Here is a 16,096-nt window from a genome sequence, read left to right as displayed (position 1 = left end):
TCAGGCGCCCATCAGACGCGCTGCGTGGAGCGCATGGTAGGTGAGAACGCCGGAACAACCCGCACGCTTGAACGCAAGCAGGGTTTCGAGAACGAGAGCGTCGCGGTCGCCAGCCCCCGCCGCCACGGCCGCCTCGATCATCGAGTACTCACCGCTGACCTGATAGGCAAAGACCGGCACCTGAAAGGCCTCTTTCACGCGCAGTGCGATATCGAGATAGGGCAGGCCGGGCTTGACCATGACGCTGTCCGCGCCCTCGGCGATATCGAGTTCGACCTCGCGCAGAGCCTCTTCGGCGTTGCCGGGATCCATCTGGTAGGTCTTCTTGTTACCCTTGAGCAGGCCGCGCGATCCGACTGCATCGCGGAACGGGCCGTAGAATGCGGAGGCATACTTCGCCGCGTAGGCCATGATCTGGACATTGATATGGCCTGACCCTTCAAGCGCATCGCGGATCGCACAAATGCGCCCGTCCATCATGTCGGACGGCGCAATGATGTCTGCGCCCGCAGCCGCCTGATTGAGGCTCTGCCCGACGAGCACATCAACCGTAGCATCGTTGAGGACGTACCCCTCGCCATCAATCAGGCCATCCTGCCCGTGGCTGGTGTAAGGGTCCAAAGCGACATCGGTCAGAACGCCGAGCGATTCTCCGCACGCGTCCTTGATGGCCTTGATCGCCCGGCACATCAGATTATCGGGGTTGAGCGCTTCGACGCCATCCTCGCTGCGCCGTTCCGGCTGCGTATTCGGGAACAGTGCAACACAAGGAATGCCTGCTGCAGCCGCTTCGCGAGCGCGCTCGGCCACCAGATCGACGGACCAACGCGACACACCTGGCAGGGAACCGATCGGATCCTCGATACCGTGGCCTTCCGTCACGAACAGGGGCCAAATCAGATCAGCAGGAGTGACAAGCACTTCGCGGTGCAGGGCGCGGCTCCACGCGGTGACGCGGGTGCGGCGCAGGCGGATGTTGGGATAGCCAGCAGACATGCGCTCGTACTAGGCGTTGTAGCACCTTTGGGCAACGGGCCACATCGCCTGCCTAGTTCTGCGTGCCCAGAATGGCGCCTGGCCGGACTGAGAGAAGGGCCTGCAAGCGCGCCTTGAAGGCAGCCACCTGCTTGGGATCCACCGCCTGACGGCGCTGGACCATCCGGATCGAGAACGGATCCACAGTCTGCCCTCCGCGATAGACCTCGTAGTGAAGGTGGGCCCCGGTGGAGAGGCCGGTCGAGCCAACATAGCCAATGATCTGCCCGCGCCGGACCGTCGTCCCCGGCGCGACGGCGATCCGGCTCATGTGGCCGTAACCCGTGGCAATGCCGCTGCCGTGGTCGAGCCGCACGTAGTTGCCATGCCCTCCGTGCCACCCAGCATATTCCACACGGCCATCGGTGACGGCATAGATTGGCGAACCCCAGGACGCCGCGAAATCTACGCCAGAATGCATGCGCACATAACCAAGGATGGGATGACGACGCATGCCATAACCGGACGTCACATGTCCGCTGACCGGAGCACCAAACAGGCCCGAGTCAATTTGTCCGCCGCCCGCGAGGTCTGCCAGTGATGTAAAGCTTCCATCCGCACCCCAGCGCAGCAATTGCGCGCGCGGCTGACCTGACCGGACGACGCCGGCATAGAGCAGATTTCCGGCTTCGCCCTCGCCATCGGCGGTGTGCTTGTAGGAAACGACCAGGTCGAACGTGTCGGTCGGCGCGATCTCTTCAAAGGGAATCGCCTGATCGATTGCGCGCAGATAGTCTTGGACAGCGCCAGCAGACGCCCCTGCCGCCCGAGCAGACCGGTAGAGACTCGTGCCAACCAGTCCCTGTATCCGCAGCGGTGTGACATCAACGGCGATCGGCTTGCGGGAAAGCGTCAGGCCATCGCCTTGTCGGCTGATTGAAATGGCGAGATCGAAGCGCGGACGAAAGCCGATTGCCATGAGCGGCCGGGGATCCGACGCGTTGCTGCGTGGGCCGAGCGTGATGGCAAAGCGCGTACCCGGAGCAAGGTCCGCAAGGGGGACGGCGCTGGCGACCATGGCCGCGATCTGCCCCGCATCGCCTGATCCGACGCCAGCGCGCTGCAACATGCGCGGCAGGCTGTCGTTTTCTCCGATAGTTGCGGAAAGCTGGATTTCAGGGCGCTCAGGCGCCGCTGCCAGTCGTGTGACCGCCTCGGTTGCGGCAAAGTGGCGCCCCTGCGTCGAGCCCTTTGCAAATGGCCGCAGGGACTGCGCGCGGAACTCGACTTGCGATGCTTCGTCCAACGGCGTGAGAGGCGCTGCTTCAAGGGGCGCAAAGCGGGGCCAGAACATCAGCGCAAGCACGATGAGGCCAACCATAAGGCCCAGCCCGCCAAACCATCCCGCACTGCCGACATTCTCGGCAAGATCGGGGGCCAGCGTGTATTGATCCGCCCAGCGTTCAATGCGCTGGCAGACTTGCGTCCACCGCTTTGCAACTGGGTGATTGCTTTCCCGAAAGGTTGGAGGCGGTGGCGGCTCTGGCGGTGGCAGGATGGGCGAGCGACGTGCAGGCACCACGGCGGGGCGCGCGCGACCGAACGTCGCCGAGCCGGCCAGCCCCAATTCCTCACGTGGGCCCAACACTCCGGTTGCTTCCCTTTCCGCTGCCGTACCCGGTCGTCCGGTCCGGGTGCCGCGCACTGCAAGCACGTTGGCAGCCCTGCACCCGCAAGGTTAATTCGGCGTAAACCTGCGGCATGCAGCTCAACGACCAAGGGGCCAGAGCATTCCGGCCTTGCCGTTCTGCGGGCATGGTCACCACGCAGCGGATTGGCTAACGTAGGCTGTAGTTTGAATTGAACGAGGCGGGGCTGCGGCGGCATGAGCGAGGCACAGGTACTGGGTGATGCCATCGGTGCGGGCCTTGCGGCGCGTGCAGTCGAACCCGATGCAGGCGCGGTGGACAATGGGCATACGCACGAAAGCGCATGTTTGAACTGCGGCACGCCCTTGATCGGGAGCCATTGCCACAATTGCGGCCAGACAGCGCATGTCCATCGCACATTGGGTGCATTCTTCCACGATCTGCTCCACGGCGTGTTCCATTTCGAAGGCAAGATCTTGCGCACGCTGCCAATGCTTATCTTCCGCCCGGGGAACCTCACGCGCGAATACATCGACGGGCGCCGCGCGCGCTACGTTTCACCGCTCGCGCTATTCCTGTTCAGCGTTTTCATCATGTTTGCCGTAATCCAGCAGACTGCCGGTGACCTCGATCTTGGCAAAGATGGCAAGGTTGCCATCAACGTCGGGATGTCGAAGAGCTCTGCAGAAGTGGAGAAGTCGCTCAAGGCAACTCGGGCGAAGCGTGCTGAAGTGGAAGCGAAGGGCGGCGATACCGACGATCTCGACACCGAGATCGAGCAGCAGGAACGTGCGCTTTCCGCAATGCGTCGAATCGGCGGGGAAAAGCTTTCCTCGACCGGCTTTTCGATCCTTGATGAGGTGATTGACGAGACCCAGAGCAATCCCAAGCTGGTGCTCTATAAAATGCAGAGCCACGCGTACAAATACAGCTGGGCTCTGGTGCCGATATCCGTCCCGTTCCTTTGGCTGCTGTTTCCCTTCAGCCGCCGCTTCCATCTGTACGACCATACCGTCTTCGTGACCTACTCGCTCAGCTTCATGACCCTGCTGTTCGCAGCCGGCATGATCGCCGGAGCCCTTGGTGCCGATCCCGTAGCGGGCCTGATGGCCCTGGTCCCGCCCATCCACATGTACAAGCAGTTGCGGGGAACGTACGGCACCTCCCGGCTGGGGGGCTTTGTTCGCACGGGAGCATTGCTGGTCTTCGCCTTGGCGGCGCTGGTCATCTATCTCGTGTCAATCGCGGCAGAAGCAAGCGCAGGCTAACGCCGAGCCTGTTTCAGCAATCGAGAACGAACGGGCCGGCAGCGCGCGCCTGAAGCGCGGCATGTGCTTTTGCTGCGTCGCGGAGGTTGCTACGACCGCCAAGGGTGACCGGCAATGCCCCTGCCGCCATCGCCGCAAAGCGTTTTTGGGAAGCGGCAAGCAAGCGTCTCCCGGGTCGAGATGTAAGGCCAGAGGAACGGTCGCCAAACTTTCGCCGACTTTGCGCCAAGCCGCGACAGGTCGAACGGTGGTATAGGCCCAGAGGCCTGACCGTAGTGAACGAGGTGCCCTTTGATCGCCAGCGAAGCAAGAGACCTCTCGCACGTGTCCGCGCCAACTGCATCGTAGACCGCGCCGACACCTTCGCCGCCCGTGAAAGCCATCACGCACGCCGTAACGTCTTCCTCGCGTTAGAGAATGACTTCATGGCATCCTGCGGCCAGCGCAGCGCTGATGATACGGATCCGGGGGTATCCGCCATAGTTCCGGGCGATGTAAGCGATGCGAGCACCGACTGCGAATTCCGCCACGCCTTCACCTACCGCTGCAACGGTGCCCACGGGCCCTGCAGGTCAAGAGTTCGGTAGGAGCCCGAGCGAACGTAGATATCGTGGAAGTTCACCGAAGCGGCATGCTGGTGCATTAGCAGTTCGCCAGCCAAAGGCGAAGCGACCTCGACGGGTACGAGCTTCATGACATCCTGCGCGCCATAACCACGGATGACGATCGCCTCGCTGGCGGTACCCATGTTGACTGTGTTTCTCTGCTTACGCTCCGGCAGGGTGAGGATCGCCTGATCCCGAGAAACGTCGTCCAGCGCGGGGCACCGTGGCGCCGGCCGAAGTCGCCGGCCGCGTGGCGCCACTCGGGGCCTCCGGCCGGTCAAGCTTTCCGTTCTCCATCAGGGCCCGAATTTCCTCGCCGCTCAGGGTCTCGTACTCCAGCAGCGCCTGCGCCAGGAGATGAAGCTTGTCCTCGTTGGACTTGAGAATCTCGGTCGCCCGCGCATGCGCGCCGTCAACAAGGGTGCGAATCTCGCTGTCGATGAGCTTGTTGGTCTCATCGGACATCATGGTGCGCTGCGAACCGCCCATGCCGAGATAGCCTTCTTGCGCTTCTTCATACTGCAGCGGTCCCAGCTTGTCCGACATGCCCCACTTGGTCACCATGTTCCGCGCCAGGCTGGTCGCATACTGGATATCCGACGATGCGCCGGACGATACCTTGTCGTAACCGAAGATGATCTCCTCAGCGACACGACCACCCATGCTCACCGAGAGATTGGCGTGCATCTTGTCGCGGTGATACGAATAGCTGTCCCGCTCCGGCAAGCGCATGACCATACCGAGCGCGCGGCCGCGAGGGATGATGGTCGCCTTGTGAATCGGATCGGAGGCAGCCTCGTTGATCGACACGATTGCATGCCCCGCCTCGTGATAGGCGGTCATCTTCTTCTCATCGTCGGTCATGACCATCGAGCGGCGTTCGGCGCCCATCATGACCTTGTCCTTGGCGTCCTCGAACTCCTGCATGGCAACCAGCCGCTTGTTGCGGCGGGCGGCAAGCAGTGCAGCCTCATTGACGAGGTTGGCAAGATCGGCACCCGAGAAACCCGGCGTTCCGCGCGCGATGACACGCGGGAGAACATCAGGGGCAAGCGGCACCTTCTTCATGTGCACACTGAGAATCTTTTCGCGACCGTCGATATCGGGAATCGGAACGACAACCTGACGATCGAAGCGGCCCGGACGGAGGAGCGCCGGATCGAGCACATCCGGCCGGTTCGTCGCGGCGATGATGATGATGCCCTCATTCGCCTCGAAGCCATCCATCTCGACGAGAAGCTGGTTCAAGGTCTGCTCGCGCTCGTCATTCGAATTGCCGAGACCATGGCCACGGTGGCGACCAACCGCGTCGATCTCGTCGATGAACACGATGCAGGGCGCGTTCTTCTTGGCCTGATCAAACATGTCTCGCACGCGGCTGGCACCAACGCCGACGAACATCTCGACGAAATCCGAGCCGGAAATGGTGAAGAACGGTACGCCTGCCTCGCCGGCAATCGCGCGTGCGAGCAAGGTCTTGCCGGTACCGGGCGAACCGACCAGCAACGCGCCCTTCGGGATCTGACCGCCAAGCTTCGAAAAGCGGCTGGGATCGCGCAAGAACTCCACGATCTCCTGCAATTCCTCACGCGCTTCGTCGATGCCGGCAACGTCGTCGAAGGTCACCTTGCCGGATCGCTCGGTCAGCAGTTTAGCCTTTGACTTGCCAAAGCCCATGGCGCCGGAGCCGCCGCCCTTCTGGACCTGGCGAAGAGCGAAGAAAGCCACACCCAGAATCAGCAGGAACGGCAGCGATTGCGCCAGAATGTAGAGCAGAAGGTTCGGTTCCTCTTGCGCCTTGCCGGCATAGCGCACGCCATGCTCCTGCAGCAGTTTGGTCAGTTCCACATCACCGGGGACCGGGACAGTGCTGAACTGCTGATCGTTCTTGAGCGTGCCGGTGATCCGGTCTGGACCGACCTGCACGTCGCGGACGTTGTCCTGCACGACACTGGCGCGGAAGTCCGAGTACGGGATCATGGTCCCTGCCGGATCAGTTCGCGTGTTGAACATTGAGACGACAAGGAGCAGCGCGAGAAAGATGCCGCCCCAGATCAGGAGGCTCTTGATCCAGGGGTTACCCTGCGGCTGGTCGTCGTTCATGGCGCGGCTTTCGATCCGTGATGATTTTGCTTCTCCAATGTAGGACGCCCATGGGGAATCGCAATATAACCTTCGGCGCGAATTTCTTGCCCCTAGGGACGTCCCTCACAAGGATCCGGCACACGCCGCGGCTTTGGCGTGGTCGCAAAGCGCCATTCTGCCCTCCGGCCGTCGCCGCGCACCCCGGCGAGTGTCGCAATCTCGCCTGCGGAGAGACGGTCGTGCCAACGCGCCAGGGCATTTCCACGCGGCTTCGGGCTGCCCAGATCGAGCAGGATACGCTCAAGCACGCGAAGCGCCACGACCCGGGGAACGCCCCGATGATCCCAGCAGGCGACGCCGCCCGTGGTTCTCACCGCCGCCAGGCAATGCTCGGCCGCCCAATCGATGGCTGCATCGGCTTCCGCAAGATGCCGCGCACTGGCTGCAATCGACTGAGGATCGATTTCCGTCAAGCTGGTAAGCACCGCGCGCATCCTGACCCGCTCGAAGCGATGATCCCGATTCGACGGATCAAGCACCGGCTCGATTCCGGCAGCGACTACGATCTTCGCGAGATCGTCACGGCGCCAGCCGAGCAAAGGGCGGAGCAGAAGGCAGTCACGGTTCCCCGGCAGAGGGGCAATAGCACGCATGGCCGCAAGCCCGCGAACGCCCGCACCGCGCGAGAGCCGCATCATCAGCGTTTCTGCCTGATCGTCGGCATGATGTGCCGTTGCGATCGCAGCCAGTCCATGGCGCACCGCCCATTCACCAAGCGCCTGATAACGCGCTTCGCGCGCTCGCTCCTGCAAGGCCGGGCCTGACAGCAGCGCGATTGTCAGGGTTTCGTGCGGAATGCCGAGGTCGGCGCATATTCCGGCAACGTAGCGCGCCTCGTCGGCGCTCTCCGGTCGCAGTCCGTGATCGACTGTCGCTACTTTGAAGGCACCAGAAAGTGTGGCTTGCGCAAGAAGCAGGAGGGCGAGGCTGTCCGGCCCGCCCGACACTGCGAGGCCTACAGGAGCTTTCTCGGGCCAGATCGCTAGCCAGTCGGCAGCGAAACGGGCTTCCAGCACGCTATCAATTGCACGCCACCGGCTTGGTTGCAGCCTCGTACTGAGACTTCAAGCGGCCAGCCAGCTCGGTGGGATAGGTCTGGCGAAACTCTGCAAAGGCAACACAGGCCCGCTTCTCTTCCTTGAGCCGGCTCATCGCAACGCCGAGATAGAGCAGGCTGTCCGCCGCACGGTCGCCTTTGCGATCAGCCTGGTAGTTCTGGAGAAAATACTGGGCCGCAGTGCCTGGCTTGCCATCGTCAAGATAGGCCCGTCCGAGAAGGTTCCGGGCATAGCTGATGCGGGAATGACGTGGATATTGCTGAACCACCCGCAGCAATTGCTGCTGGGCCTCGGGGAAGAACTTGGCTTCCCACAAGCGGTAGCCATAGCTGTACTCGTCCTCACCCTTGTCGTCGGTAGAAGGCTTTTCGATGGCCATGACCGCCGCGACACGATCAGGCGACGCATCCGGCTTTGCAGCTTCAGACTTTGCAGGCGCGGGCTTTGGCGAAGGCTTGGGAGCCGCGGTCGGCTCGGCCGGAGGTGTCGATGCTGCAGCTGCCGGTGCAGCAGAAGCGGGCTCGGCAGCAGGCGAAGGCGTTGCTGTCACAGCAGAACCAGCCGCTTCGAGTGTCGCAAGACGGGCCTCAAGCTTGGCGATGTGATTCTGGTTTTCTTCGCTGGCTGCGGTCAACCGCTGCAACTGGGCCTCGACAGCGTCCATCCGTGTGAGAAGGTCGGTAACGGCAGTTGGCGTGGGGGCCGAAGGGGCAGCGCCGGTTACGGGCGGGGTAATCTCCGGTCCAAACGTCTTGCCGGCACCATCGGGAAAGACCTTGCGCTGCACAGCGCGCAGCTCTGCCTCAATTCGCCGCAGCCGAACATCGGTGCTTTCAGGCGCAGCCTGAGCACGAGCGACTGGGACGAGGGCCATCGGCGCGAAGTTTACCGAAAGGGCGGCCAAGGTGAGGGCCATCGCCGAACGAGTACGGCCAGAGCCAAACATGATCTTCATTGTCACTCCCGTCGGATCATTGCTCCTTCCATGCGCTGCCTTGAGGGGCGCGCGCAAGCATCTGGGCAAGATTTGCGTGGTGGACCACCGGGTTTCACACAGTTGGCCGCTGGTAACGGCCGTTTAGTGAACCGCAGCTGTAGCGCCTGAGGTCGCTCCCGCAGCCCGCGCAGCCGGACGGCTGCGCAAGCTGACGGCATCGACCGGTACGTCTTTCATGACCCTCTCAGCCTCGGCAAGACGGGGAATGGCCTGCCCTGCGATCGTGATCGCGAGAGCATCGGGCCGGCCGGTCCAGAGCCTGGGGCCGATCGCATCGTCGGGAACAGTGTAGCTTTCGCCTTTGGCGAGCTGCTTCTGCATCAGCTGCTTGCCCTGCCCATCATAGAACTTGACCCAGATGCCTTCCTCAAGCGCTGTGAAGACCACCGGTCCGCTGGCGGGGGGCTTCTGGCTTGCAGGCCGGGGTGCAGGTACCGCCTGCGTGGCAGCTAGGGTTGGAGACTGCTCGGGAGACTGAACAAGCGATGGCAACGAGACGGCCGGCGCGTAGTAGCTGCGCCAGAAGATACCGCCCATGGCAAGAATAGCGCCCACCAGCAGCAGCGCGAGCCAGCCGACCAGCCGGGAAGGTGTCTTTGCGGGATCACCCACTTCAAACTGGTTGAGCACCCGCGGCTCGGGGCGCGGCGCGCTTCCTTGCAGTTCGGAGCGGACCGCATCGGCAATCTTGCCATCGTCCAGCCCGACAGCGCGCGCATAAGCTTTGGCGAAACCGATCGCATAGGGACGACCGGGCATCACGCTGTAGTCGCCCGCCTCAAGCGCTTCGATATGACGGAGCGTGACCCTTGTACGCCGCGCAACCTCGGCTGTCGTCAGTCCCAACGCAAGGCGAGCAGCCGCCAGACGCATCGACACGCTTGCCTTCGTGTCGTCTCCCGCTGGCGGAGTGACTCCCGCACCGGAAACAACCGGGTCAGGCGATTGGTCTGCTGTGACCATATTGCTTTCGCCGTCCTCGGCCACGGCGTAGCTCCCGTTGTTCATTGTTGTTCCGGGTATTCTCTGGATGGTTGCGAGCCCAGACGGAGGCAGCATGTCCTGACTGGAAAAGTCAATGATTTTGAGTCCGCAATGGCATGATCTGACGTCTTGGTGCGACGAAGTCAGTCGTAATCTATGCCATGCGCAGTGGCCCAAGCGGCTATTTCCGAGCGCAAATCGGAAGGGGGCTGGGCGAGCCAGCCTTCCATCGCTGCCTGAATCGCAGAAAGCTCCACCTTGCGGACAAGTTCCTTGATCGGACCCACGGCGGCCGGGGTGATCGAAAGCCGGGTAATGCCGATACCAAGCAACGCGAGCGCCTCAAGCCGGCGGCCGCCCATCTCACCGCACACCGTCAGATCCGTACCCGAAGGTGCCACGGCGAGCACAACGCGGCGGAGAAACCGCAGAATCGCGGGCGAAAGCCAGTCATAGCGTTCGGCCAGCTTCGGGTTGGCCCGATCAGCGGCAAAGAGGAACTGGGTGAGGTCGTTGGTCCCGATGGAAAGGAAGGACAGACGCGGAGCCAGCACATCAAGCCATTCCGCAAGCGCGGGTACCTCCAGCATCGCACCATAGCGAATCGCATCGGGCAGCAGCTTCTTCTGTTGTTTCAGAAACGCGAGCTGACTCTCGAAAACAGCACGTGCGGCATCGAATTCCCAAGGCTCGGTCACCATCGGGAACACCACATTGAGCGTCCGTCCACCTGCGGCCTCAAGCAGCGCGCGCGCCTGCACCTTGAGCAGCCCGTCACGTTCCAGCGTCACGCGCAGCGCGCGCCACCCCATGGCCGGGTTTTCCTCGGTCTCCCCGTCATTGTGGCGAAGATAGGGAAGTACCTTGTCGCCGCCGATATCGACGGTGCGGAACACGACCGGCCGGTCACCTGCTGCATCAAGCACATCGCGATAGAGGCGCGTCTGGCGTTCACGAGCCGGAAGCGTTGCCGAAACAAGGAACTGGAACTCGGTGCGGAACAGACCAATCCCGTCCGCCCCGGTCAGATTGAGCATCGGCATGTCATCGCGAAGGCCCGCGTTGATCATGACACGGACACGCTGGCCGTCAGCCGAGACTGGCTCGACATCGCGCATCGCGGCATAGAGCGCCTGCCGTTCCCGATTACGCGCAAACCGCGCCTCGAAGACCTCGACGAGCGCAGGCGCTGGCCGCACATCGACGACACCCTGGTCGCCATCCAGCAGCAGCTGGTCCCCTTCACGCACCTTGGCCCGGAGCGCGCGGATGCGTCCCACCACGGGGATACCCATGGCGCGGGCAACAATGACCACGTGGGCTGTGAGCGAACCTTCTTCAAGGATCACACCCTTGAGGCGCCGCCTGTCGTATTCCAGAAGTTCTGCCGGACCGAGGTTGCGCGCAATGAGAATTGCGTCGCCCTTCAAGCCGAGGCTGGCGGCTGTTCCCAATTGGCCCGAAACGATGCGCAACAGGCGGTTTGAAAGATCCTCCAGATCGTGCATGCGATCGGCCAGCAGCGGATCGTCGATCTGCCGCATCCGCATGCGGGTCCGCTGCTGCACCCGCTCGATTGCCGCTTCGGCGGTTAGACCTGAGTCAATCGCCTCGTTGATCCGCCGACTCCACCCTTCGTCATAGGCGAACATGCGGTAGGTCTCGAGAACCTCCTCATGTTCGCCGCCCATGCCGAACTCGGCCTGGCTGGCCATCCGGTCGATCTGCTCGCGCATCTTGTCGAACGCGAGATAGACCCGCTGGCGCTCGGCTTCGGTGTCTTCCGCGACGACATGTTCGATGGTGACGCGCGGTTGGTGGAATACAGCAATACCGCTGGCGAGCCCTTTGACCAAGGTAAGACCCGCAATCCGCTCATGCCCGGTGAGGTGGGCATCGGCGCCGAAAGCGTCTTCCTCATCAATCAGATCGGCATTGGCGATGAGCTCGGAAAGCACCATGGCCACGGTCTGAAGCGCCTCGATCTCCACTTCCTCATAGCGCCGCGGCTCGACGTGCTGGACGCCCAGCACGCCGACTGCCCGCGCACGCCGCACAATCGGCACGCCGGCAAAGGAATGGAAACGCTCTTCGCCGGTTTCAGGGAAGAAGGCGAAGTCCGGGTGGGCGGCGGCTTCAGCGAGGTTCAGGGTTTCAATGTTCGCGGCGATTGTGCCGACAAGGCCTTCGCCCACCGCCATGCGCGTCACATGGACCGCTGCCTGATTGAGGCCGCGCGTCGCAAACAGCTCCAGCATGCCTTCGCGCAACAGATAGATCGAACAGACCTCGCTGTTGAGCTTGTCACCGATGATGTCGACAATCTGGTTGAGCTTGGCCTGCGCACCGGCGCGGGATGCCATGACCTCGTGAAGCGACGTCAGGATCGCGCGGGCAGCGGCGGCGGCAGTGATCATACTGAATGGCCTAGCGCAGAGAGGGCAGTTTGCAAACTGCAGCGCCTGTGGCGCTTATGAATTCGTATCCGTCAGGAAGCGATAGCTGCCGGAAGATTGCTCCGTCGCCATATCAGAGAGGAACTTCGGGATGCGGGAGGCCGGCCGGTCGATCCGGCCAGCCAACCGCAGTTTACGGGAAGGGCGTTGTCAGTGAACCTGCTGCACCTGCGCAAGCTCTTCCTTGATTCGCAGTTTTCGACGCTTCAACTCCTTGATCAGCACGTCGTTGGGCGACGGGCGACCCTGTTCCTCGGCTATGCGCCGTTCAAGACCAGCATGTTTGGATTCAAGGGCGCTGATATGCGACAGTTCCATGCGGTAACCTCCTCAAGGACACCAGCCTCAACCCGCACCGGCGGCAGGATCGCTACCGGAGCATCTGGGCCGAAGTTTTGCGCCGGCATGGACGTGTCGGCCACGACTCGTCCGAGCGGGCGCGTTGTCATGCTCCCACAATCACCGTATCTTGCAAGTCTGTCTGCGTCGGGATGTCCAAAGCATGCGCTTGTGCGTATTCCGGTTGCAGCAAAGCATTAACGCGTGAAGGCCTGCGATGGTGCTGCAAGCCGCGATGCGTCGGTGTCGATGCGAGGCATGAAGAGGAGTGGCGCGGTTGACTGAAGACGAAATGCGCAAGCGACTTGAAATGCTGCGGGTCGAACATCGCGACCTCGATGCGGCAATCGATGCCCTGTCCGGCACTGGCGCACATGATCAATTGCAGGTTGCCCGGCTCAAGAAGCGGAAGTTAAGGCTCAAGGACCAGATCGCTTTGCTTGAGGACTACCTGATTCCCGATATTATCGCGTGATTACAGCTTCTTGATTGACGACGTTCAGCATGGCCCGAATCGCACTGGGCGTATCGTTCCGGCACAGTTTCAAAACGTGGTGAACGGGCCGCCGGGGATGTGTTGAGTGGGGCACAAGGATGGGCTTATGCGCTGACCATGGCCCTCATGCCGAACCTAAACCCGCGCATCATTGAGGCGCTGTATGCCGAGGCGCTGGTCCTTGCCGAGGAAGTGCGCGCGGTGTTCGACCGGTTGCGCCAGGGACATGACAAGCGGGCATTGGTAGGTGCCAATGATGACCCCGATGCGGATCTGGCGCATGTGCAAGTGAGCTGCGAGGCGCTGCGGACGACGACCAGGATCATGCATTGTCTGGCTTGGCTGCTCAATCATCGCGCCTATTTTGCCGGCGAACTCAGCGAGTTGCAGCTTCGCCGGCACGGCCGCCTGATCGCCAACTTTCCGCTCAGCGATCCGGTGCAGGTTCTGGCGCTGCCCGCTGATGCCCAGCGCTGCGTGCAGGATAGCGAGCGCCTCTATGCGCGCATTCAACGCCTCGAGCGTGCGTGGCGGGGCGACCTCGATACATCGGGAAGCGCCATCGAGCGCTTGCGGCAAAGGTTGGCATCAGCAATCCCGGCCGCACTCTGACATCGAGCCCAGTGGATCAAGCGACGCAGCGTTGCGCCGCTCAATGAAAGCCCCCATATCCAGCGCATGGCTTCCACCAATCCTGCACCGGGCATCTCTATCCCCGATCGTTCCGAATGGAACACCGGCCTTGCGGTTGTGCTGGAGCCGCAAGTGCGCCGGGTGCTGGCTCCCAACCCTTCGCCCTACACTTTCAACGGAACGCAGACCTACCTGGTGGGCAGCGGCCGAGATGTTGCCGTGATCGATCCGGGCCCGACCGGCACCGGCGTTGCCGGCCACGCCGATACGAATGGCGAAGGCCATGTCGATGCCATTATCAAGGCGATTGCGGGTCAACGGCTGGTCGCGATCATGTGCACGCACACACACCGCGATCACAGCCCGGCCGCGCAGCCGCTGCAAGCCGCGACCGGTGCGCCGATCATCGGCTGCGCCGCTCTGGCGATTGACGACAGCGGCGCCGGCATCGGCGTGCGGGCCGATGCCGAGTTCGATCCGCTCTACAAGCCCGACCGTGTCCTGGCCGACGGCGAGCAGATTTCAGGCGACGGATGGACTCTCGAGGCCGTGTCGACTCCCGGCCATACCAGCAATCATTTGTGCTTTGCCTTGCTGGAGACAGGTGCGCTGTTTACCGGCGATCACGTCATGGGCTGGTCAACAACGGTGGTTTCGCCACCGGACGGGGACATGAATTCCTACATGCTCTCGCTGCAAAAGCTGCAAAGCCGCGAGGATACGGTCTACTATCCCGCACACGGTCCGGCGGTCACCAAGCCGCAGCAGCTTGTCCGCGGGATGATCGGACATCGACGCCAGCGTGAAGCGCAGATCCTGCGTCTGCTCGGCGAGGCGCCCTCCACGATCCCGAACATGGTCGCCCAAATGTACAAGGGGCTTGATCCGCGCCTCAATGGCGCAGCGGGACGCTCGGTGCTGGCGCATCTCATCGATCTCGAGACACAAGGCCGCATTGCACGCGGGCCGGAGGCGCCAGAGTTGCAATGGACCTTGATCGCCTGAACCCACGCCCTGCGCCATCAATGCCCGCGGCGCAGGGCCGGGGGCGGCTCGCGGTTTTGCCATGGATGCTGTTCCTTGGCGCCGCGGCCGTTGCCGCCTGGCTGGCGTGGCAGATGTGGAAACCGGCACCCATCGGGGATCCGCTCGCCACCAGCCTCGTCGCATTCGACAAGCAGGATCGCCTCACAGTGTTCAGTGCCGAGTTGGCACCGGTCGTGGCCAGCGATGACAGCCGGTTGTTCGGCCTCGTCACCGCGCGGCAGGTCGCGGTCATCCCGGCGCGAGTGGACTATGCCATCGATCTCGGAAAGGTTGGCCGAGACCGCATGCGCTGGGACGCAACAAGCAAGACACTGACCGTGCGCTTGCCTGCGCTAGAGGTCACCCGACCGAACCTTGATGAAGCACGCGCGCAATATCTGCGCGAAGGCATGTGGATCACACGGGCCGCGCAGGACAAGCTGACGCGTGACAACACGAAGCTGGCAGAGCGGCTCGCTGTGGAGCAGGCAGCCAACCCCGTCCTTCTGGGGCTGGCACGCTCGGCGGCGAAAGACGCCATCCGACAGAACCTTGCCATCCCGCTGCAAGTAGCTGGATTTGGCGACGTCAATCTGTCGGTTTCGATTGATGGAGAGCCCTCAAAGCCATAGCCTGCCGATCGGGGATTGTTTCGCCCGGACGGCAAAGCCGGGGGACGAACACGGGGAATGGGACGATGGACTTCGCGGCGGTGCAACCGAACGCTTCCTATCTTTCGGATCAGCGGTTTTTCACGCGTCTGGCACAAGTACTCGCCGGACTGATCGTGTTCGGCTTTCTGCAATGGGCGTTGCGCGGCTTCGTTAATCCGGTCCAGACCCCGCTCTATATCCATGCCCACGGCGTTGCCATGCTCGGCTGGCTCGGGACGCTCGTTACCCAGAACAGCCTTGCAGGGAGTGGCAACCTTGCTGCCCATCGCCGGCTGGGCTGGGCCAGTCTTGCGCTCGTCCTCGCGATCGTGGGGCTCGGCACCTTGGCTGGCCGCATGGCCCTGGCTGCGCACCGGGTTCCGCCGTTCTTCACGAATCCCTATTTTCTGGCGCTCACGCATGTCGAGGTGGCTGTTTTCGCCCTCATGGTCGCGGCCGCAATCGCCATGCGCCGGCAGACGCAGTGGCACCGGCGACTGATGATCGCGGCAACCGTCATCCTCATGGAGCCGGCACTTGGGCGCCTCCTGCCGATGCCGCTGCTTGGTCAGACCGGCGGCGCCTGGCTGGAGGCTGCTTTTCAGGTCGGCTTCCTCGGGATCATGGCCCGTCACGACAGCAAGGTGCTCGGCCGTGTTCACCCGGCAACGCTGGTCGGCATGGGCCTCGTGATTGCGGTGCACACGCTGATCCAGATGCTCGCCGGAATGCCGATATTGGCGGCGTACGCAGAGGCTATTGCCCGTAGCGCCGGGGGTGCCTAAGTGCCGGGCCAAGGAGAAAGGACATCA

The 16,096-nt window shown here is 62.7% G+C and carries 16 protein-coding genes; 6 read left to right on the top strand and 10 right to left on the bottom strand.

The window, feature by feature from the left end; genetic code table 11:
• Both hemB and K5Q19_RS00485 read right to left on the bottom strand, forming a co-directional pair.
• Positions 1–996, bottom strand: coding sequence for a porphobilinogen synthase (gene hemB, locus K5Q19_RS00490; protein ID WP_292939685.1), 996 nt, complete (start codon positions 994–996; stop codon positions 1–3).
• Positions 997–1,048: 52 nt separating this feature from the next.
• Positions 1,049–2,623, bottom strand: coding sequence for a M23 family metallopeptidase (locus K5Q19_RS00485; RefSeq protein ID WP_292939682.1), 1,575 nt, complete (start codon positions 2,621–2,623; stop codon positions 1,049–1,051).
• Positions 2,624–2,860: 237 nt separating this feature from the next.
• Between K5Q19_RS00485 and K5Q19_RS00480 the strand changes: the two genes are divergently transcribed.
• A complete protein-coding gene (locus tag K5Q19_RS00480) occupies positions 2,861–3,892 on the top strand; it encodes a DUF3667 domain-containing protein (protein WP_292939679.1) in 1,032 nt (343 codons plus the stop codon).
• A gap of 89 nt (positions 3,893–3,981) precedes the next feature.
• On the opposite strand, the gene K5Q19_RS00475 is transcribed toward K5Q19_RS00480, so the two are convergent.
• The 8 genes from K5Q19_RS00475 to K5Q19_RS00440 form a co-directional block, all read right to left on the bottom strand.
• Positions 3,982–4,275 carry a zinc-binding dehydrogenase gene (locus tag K5Q19_RS00475; RefSeq protein ID WP_292939803.1) on the bottom strand — a complete coding sequence of 98 codons (294 nt, stop codon included), beginning with the start codon at positions 4,273–4,275 and terminating at the stop codon, positions 3,982–3,984.
• Positions 4,276–4,430: 155 nt separating this feature from the next.
• On the bottom strand, positions 4,431–4,640 hold the full coding sequence (locus K5Q19_RS00470; protein WP_292939677.1) for a hypothetical protein: 210 nt from the start codon (positions 4,638–4,640) through the stop codon (positions 4,431–4,433).
• A 19-nt stretch (positions 4,641–4,659) separates the two neighbouring features.
• Positions 4,660–6,600, bottom strand: a complete 1,941-nt coding sequence (gene ftsH, locus K5Q19_RS00465) for an ATP-dependent zinc metalloprotease FtsH (protein WP_292939674.1) — start codon at positions 6,598–6,600, stop codon at positions 4,660–4,662.
• A gap of 92 nt (positions 6,601–6,692) precedes the next feature.
• On the bottom strand, positions 6,693–7,658 hold the full coding sequence (tilS, locus tag K5Q19_RS00460; protein ID WP_292939672.1) for a tRNA lysidine(34) synthetase TilS: 966 nt from the start codon (positions 7,656–7,658) through the stop codon (positions 6,693–6,695).
• A 4-nt stretch (positions 7,659–7,662) separates the two neighbouring features.
• Entirely contained in the window at positions 7,663–8,655 is a 993-nt protein-coding gene (locus K5Q19_RS00455) for a tetratricopeptide repeat protein (RefSeq protein ID WP_292939670.1), read from the bottom strand.
• A gap of 123 nt (positions 8,656–8,778) precedes the next feature.
• Complete coding sequence (locus K5Q19_RS00450) at positions 8,779–9,570, bottom strand: helix-turn-helix domain-containing protein (protein ID WP_292939801.1); 792 nt, start codon at positions 9,568–9,570, stop codon at positions 8,779–8,781.
• 254 nt (positions 9,571–9,824) lie between these two features.
• The gene (gene ptsP / locus K5Q19_RS00445) at positions 9,825–12,098 is read right to left on the bottom strand and encodes a phosphoenolpyruvate--protein phosphotransferase (RefSeq protein ID WP_292939668.1); all 2,274 of its coding nucleotides are present in this window, start codon (positions 12,096–12,098) and stop codon (positions 9,825–9,827) included.
• Positions 12,099–12,287: 189 nt separating this feature from the next.
• Positions 12,288–12,455: a DUF465 domain-containing protein gene (locus K5Q19_RS00440; RefSeq protein WP_292939666.1), complete on the bottom strand. Its 168-nt coding sequence runs from the start codon at positions 12,453–12,455 to the stop codon at positions 12,288–12,290.
• Between the two features lie 298 nt (positions 12,456–12,753).
• Between K5Q19_RS00440 and K5Q19_RS00435 the strand changes: the two genes are divergently transcribed.
• The 5 genes from K5Q19_RS00435 to K5Q19_RS00415 all read left to right on the top strand — a co-directional run bounded on the left by K5Q19_RS00435 (position 12,754) and on the right by K5Q19_RS00415 (position 16,069).
• On the top strand, positions 12,754–12,951 hold the full coding sequence (locus tag K5Q19_RS00435) for a DUF465 domain-containing protein (RefSeq protein ID WP_292939663.1): 198 nt from the start codon (positions 12,754–12,756) through the stop codon (positions 12,949–12,951).
• A 138-nt stretch (positions 12,952–13,089) separates the two neighbouring features.
• Positions 13,090–13,584 (top strand): DUF1465 family protein, encoded by a 495-nt coding sequence (locus K5Q19_RS00430; RefSeq protein WP_292939660.1) that lies wholly within the window; start codon positions 13,090–13,092, stop codon positions 13,582–13,584.
• Positions 13,585–13,650: 66 nt separating this feature from the next.
• Positions 13,651–14,610 (top strand): MBL fold metallo-hydrolase, encoded by a 960-nt coding sequence (locus K5Q19_RS00425; RefSeq protein ID WP_292939657.1) that lies wholly within the window; start codon positions 13,651–13,653, stop codon positions 14,608–14,610.
• 20 nt (positions 14,611–14,630) lie between these two features.
• On the top strand, positions 14,631–15,263 hold the full coding sequence (locus K5Q19_RS00420) for a DUF4230 domain-containing protein (protein WP_292939654.1): 633 nt from the start codon (positions 14,631–14,633) through the stop codon (positions 15,261–15,263).
• Between the two features lie 65 nt (positions 15,264–15,328).
• Positions 15,329–16,069 carry an adenylate cyclase gene (locus K5Q19_RS00415; RefSeq protein ID WP_292939651.1) on the top strand — a complete coding sequence of 247 codons (741 nt, stop codon included), beginning with the start codon at positions 15,329–15,331 and terminating at the stop codon, positions 16,067–16,069.
• Positions 16,070–16,096: the final 27 nt, after the last annotated feature.

The organism is Novosphingobium sp. (assembly GCF_019748365.1).
Taxonomy (GTDB): domain Bacteria; phylum Pseudomonadota; class Alphaproteobacteria; order Sphingomonadales; family Sphingomonadaceae; genus Novosphingobium.
Note: the sequence above shows the minus strand (reverse complement) of the source record. Positions and strands in the feature narration are given on the sequence as shown.

Excerpts from the sequence above, each read along its gene's own strand:
- K5Q19_RS00430 (WP_292939660.1), top strand. The coding sequence starts at position 13,090 with ATGGCCCTCATGCCGAACCTAAACCCGCGCATCATTGAGGCGCTGTAT.
- K5Q19_RS00480 (WP_292939679.1), top strand. The coding sequence starts at position 2,861 with ATGAGCGAGGCACAGGTACTGGGTGATGCCATCGGTGCGGGCCTTGCG.
- K5Q19_RS00440 (WP_292939666.1), bottom strand. The coding sequence starts at position 12,455 with ATGGAACTGTCGCATATCAGCGCCCTTGAATCCAAACATGCTGGTCTT.
- K5Q19_RS00455 (WP_292939670.1), bottom strand. The coding sequence starts at position 8,655 with ATGAAGATCATGTTTGGCTCTGGCCGTACTCGTTCGGCGATGGCCCTC.
- K5Q19_RS00450 (WP_292939801.1), bottom strand. The coding sequence starts at position 9,570 with ATGCGTCTGGCGGCTGCTCGCCTTGCGTTGGGACTGACGACAGCCGAG.
- K5Q19_RS00470 (WP_292939677.1), bottom strand. The coding sequence starts at position 4,640 with ATGGGTACCGCCAGCGAGGCGATCGTCATCCGTGGTTATGGCGCGCAG.
- ptsP (WP_292939668.1), bottom strand. The coding sequence starts at position 12,098 with ATGATCACTGCCGCCGCCGCTGCCCGCGCGATCCTGACGTCGCTTCAC.
- ftsH (WP_292939674.1), bottom strand. The coding sequence starts at position 6,600 with ATGAACGACGACCAGCCGCAGGGTAACCCCTGGATCAAGAGCCTCCTG.
- K5Q19_RS00420 (WP_292939654.1), top strand. The coding sequence starts at position 14,631 with ATGCCCGCGGCGCAGGGCCGGGGGCGGCTCGCGGTTTTGCCATGGATG.
- K5Q19_RS00475 (WP_292939803.1), bottom strand. The coding sequence starts at position 4,275 with ATGGCTTTCACGGGCGGCGAAGGTGTCGGCGCGGTCTACGATGCAGTT.
- K5Q19_RS00425 (WP_292939657.1), top strand. The coding sequence starts at position 13,651 with ATGGCTTCCACCAATCCTGCACCGGGCATCTCTATCCCCGATCGTTCC.
- hemB (WP_292939685.1), bottom strand. The coding sequence starts at position 996 with ATGTCTGCTGGCTATCCCAACATCCGCCTGCGCCGCACCCGCGTCACC.
- K5Q19_RS00415 (WP_292939651.1), top strand. The coding sequence starts at position 15,329 with ATGGACTTCGCGGCGGTGCAACCGAACGCTTCCTATCTTTCGGATCAG.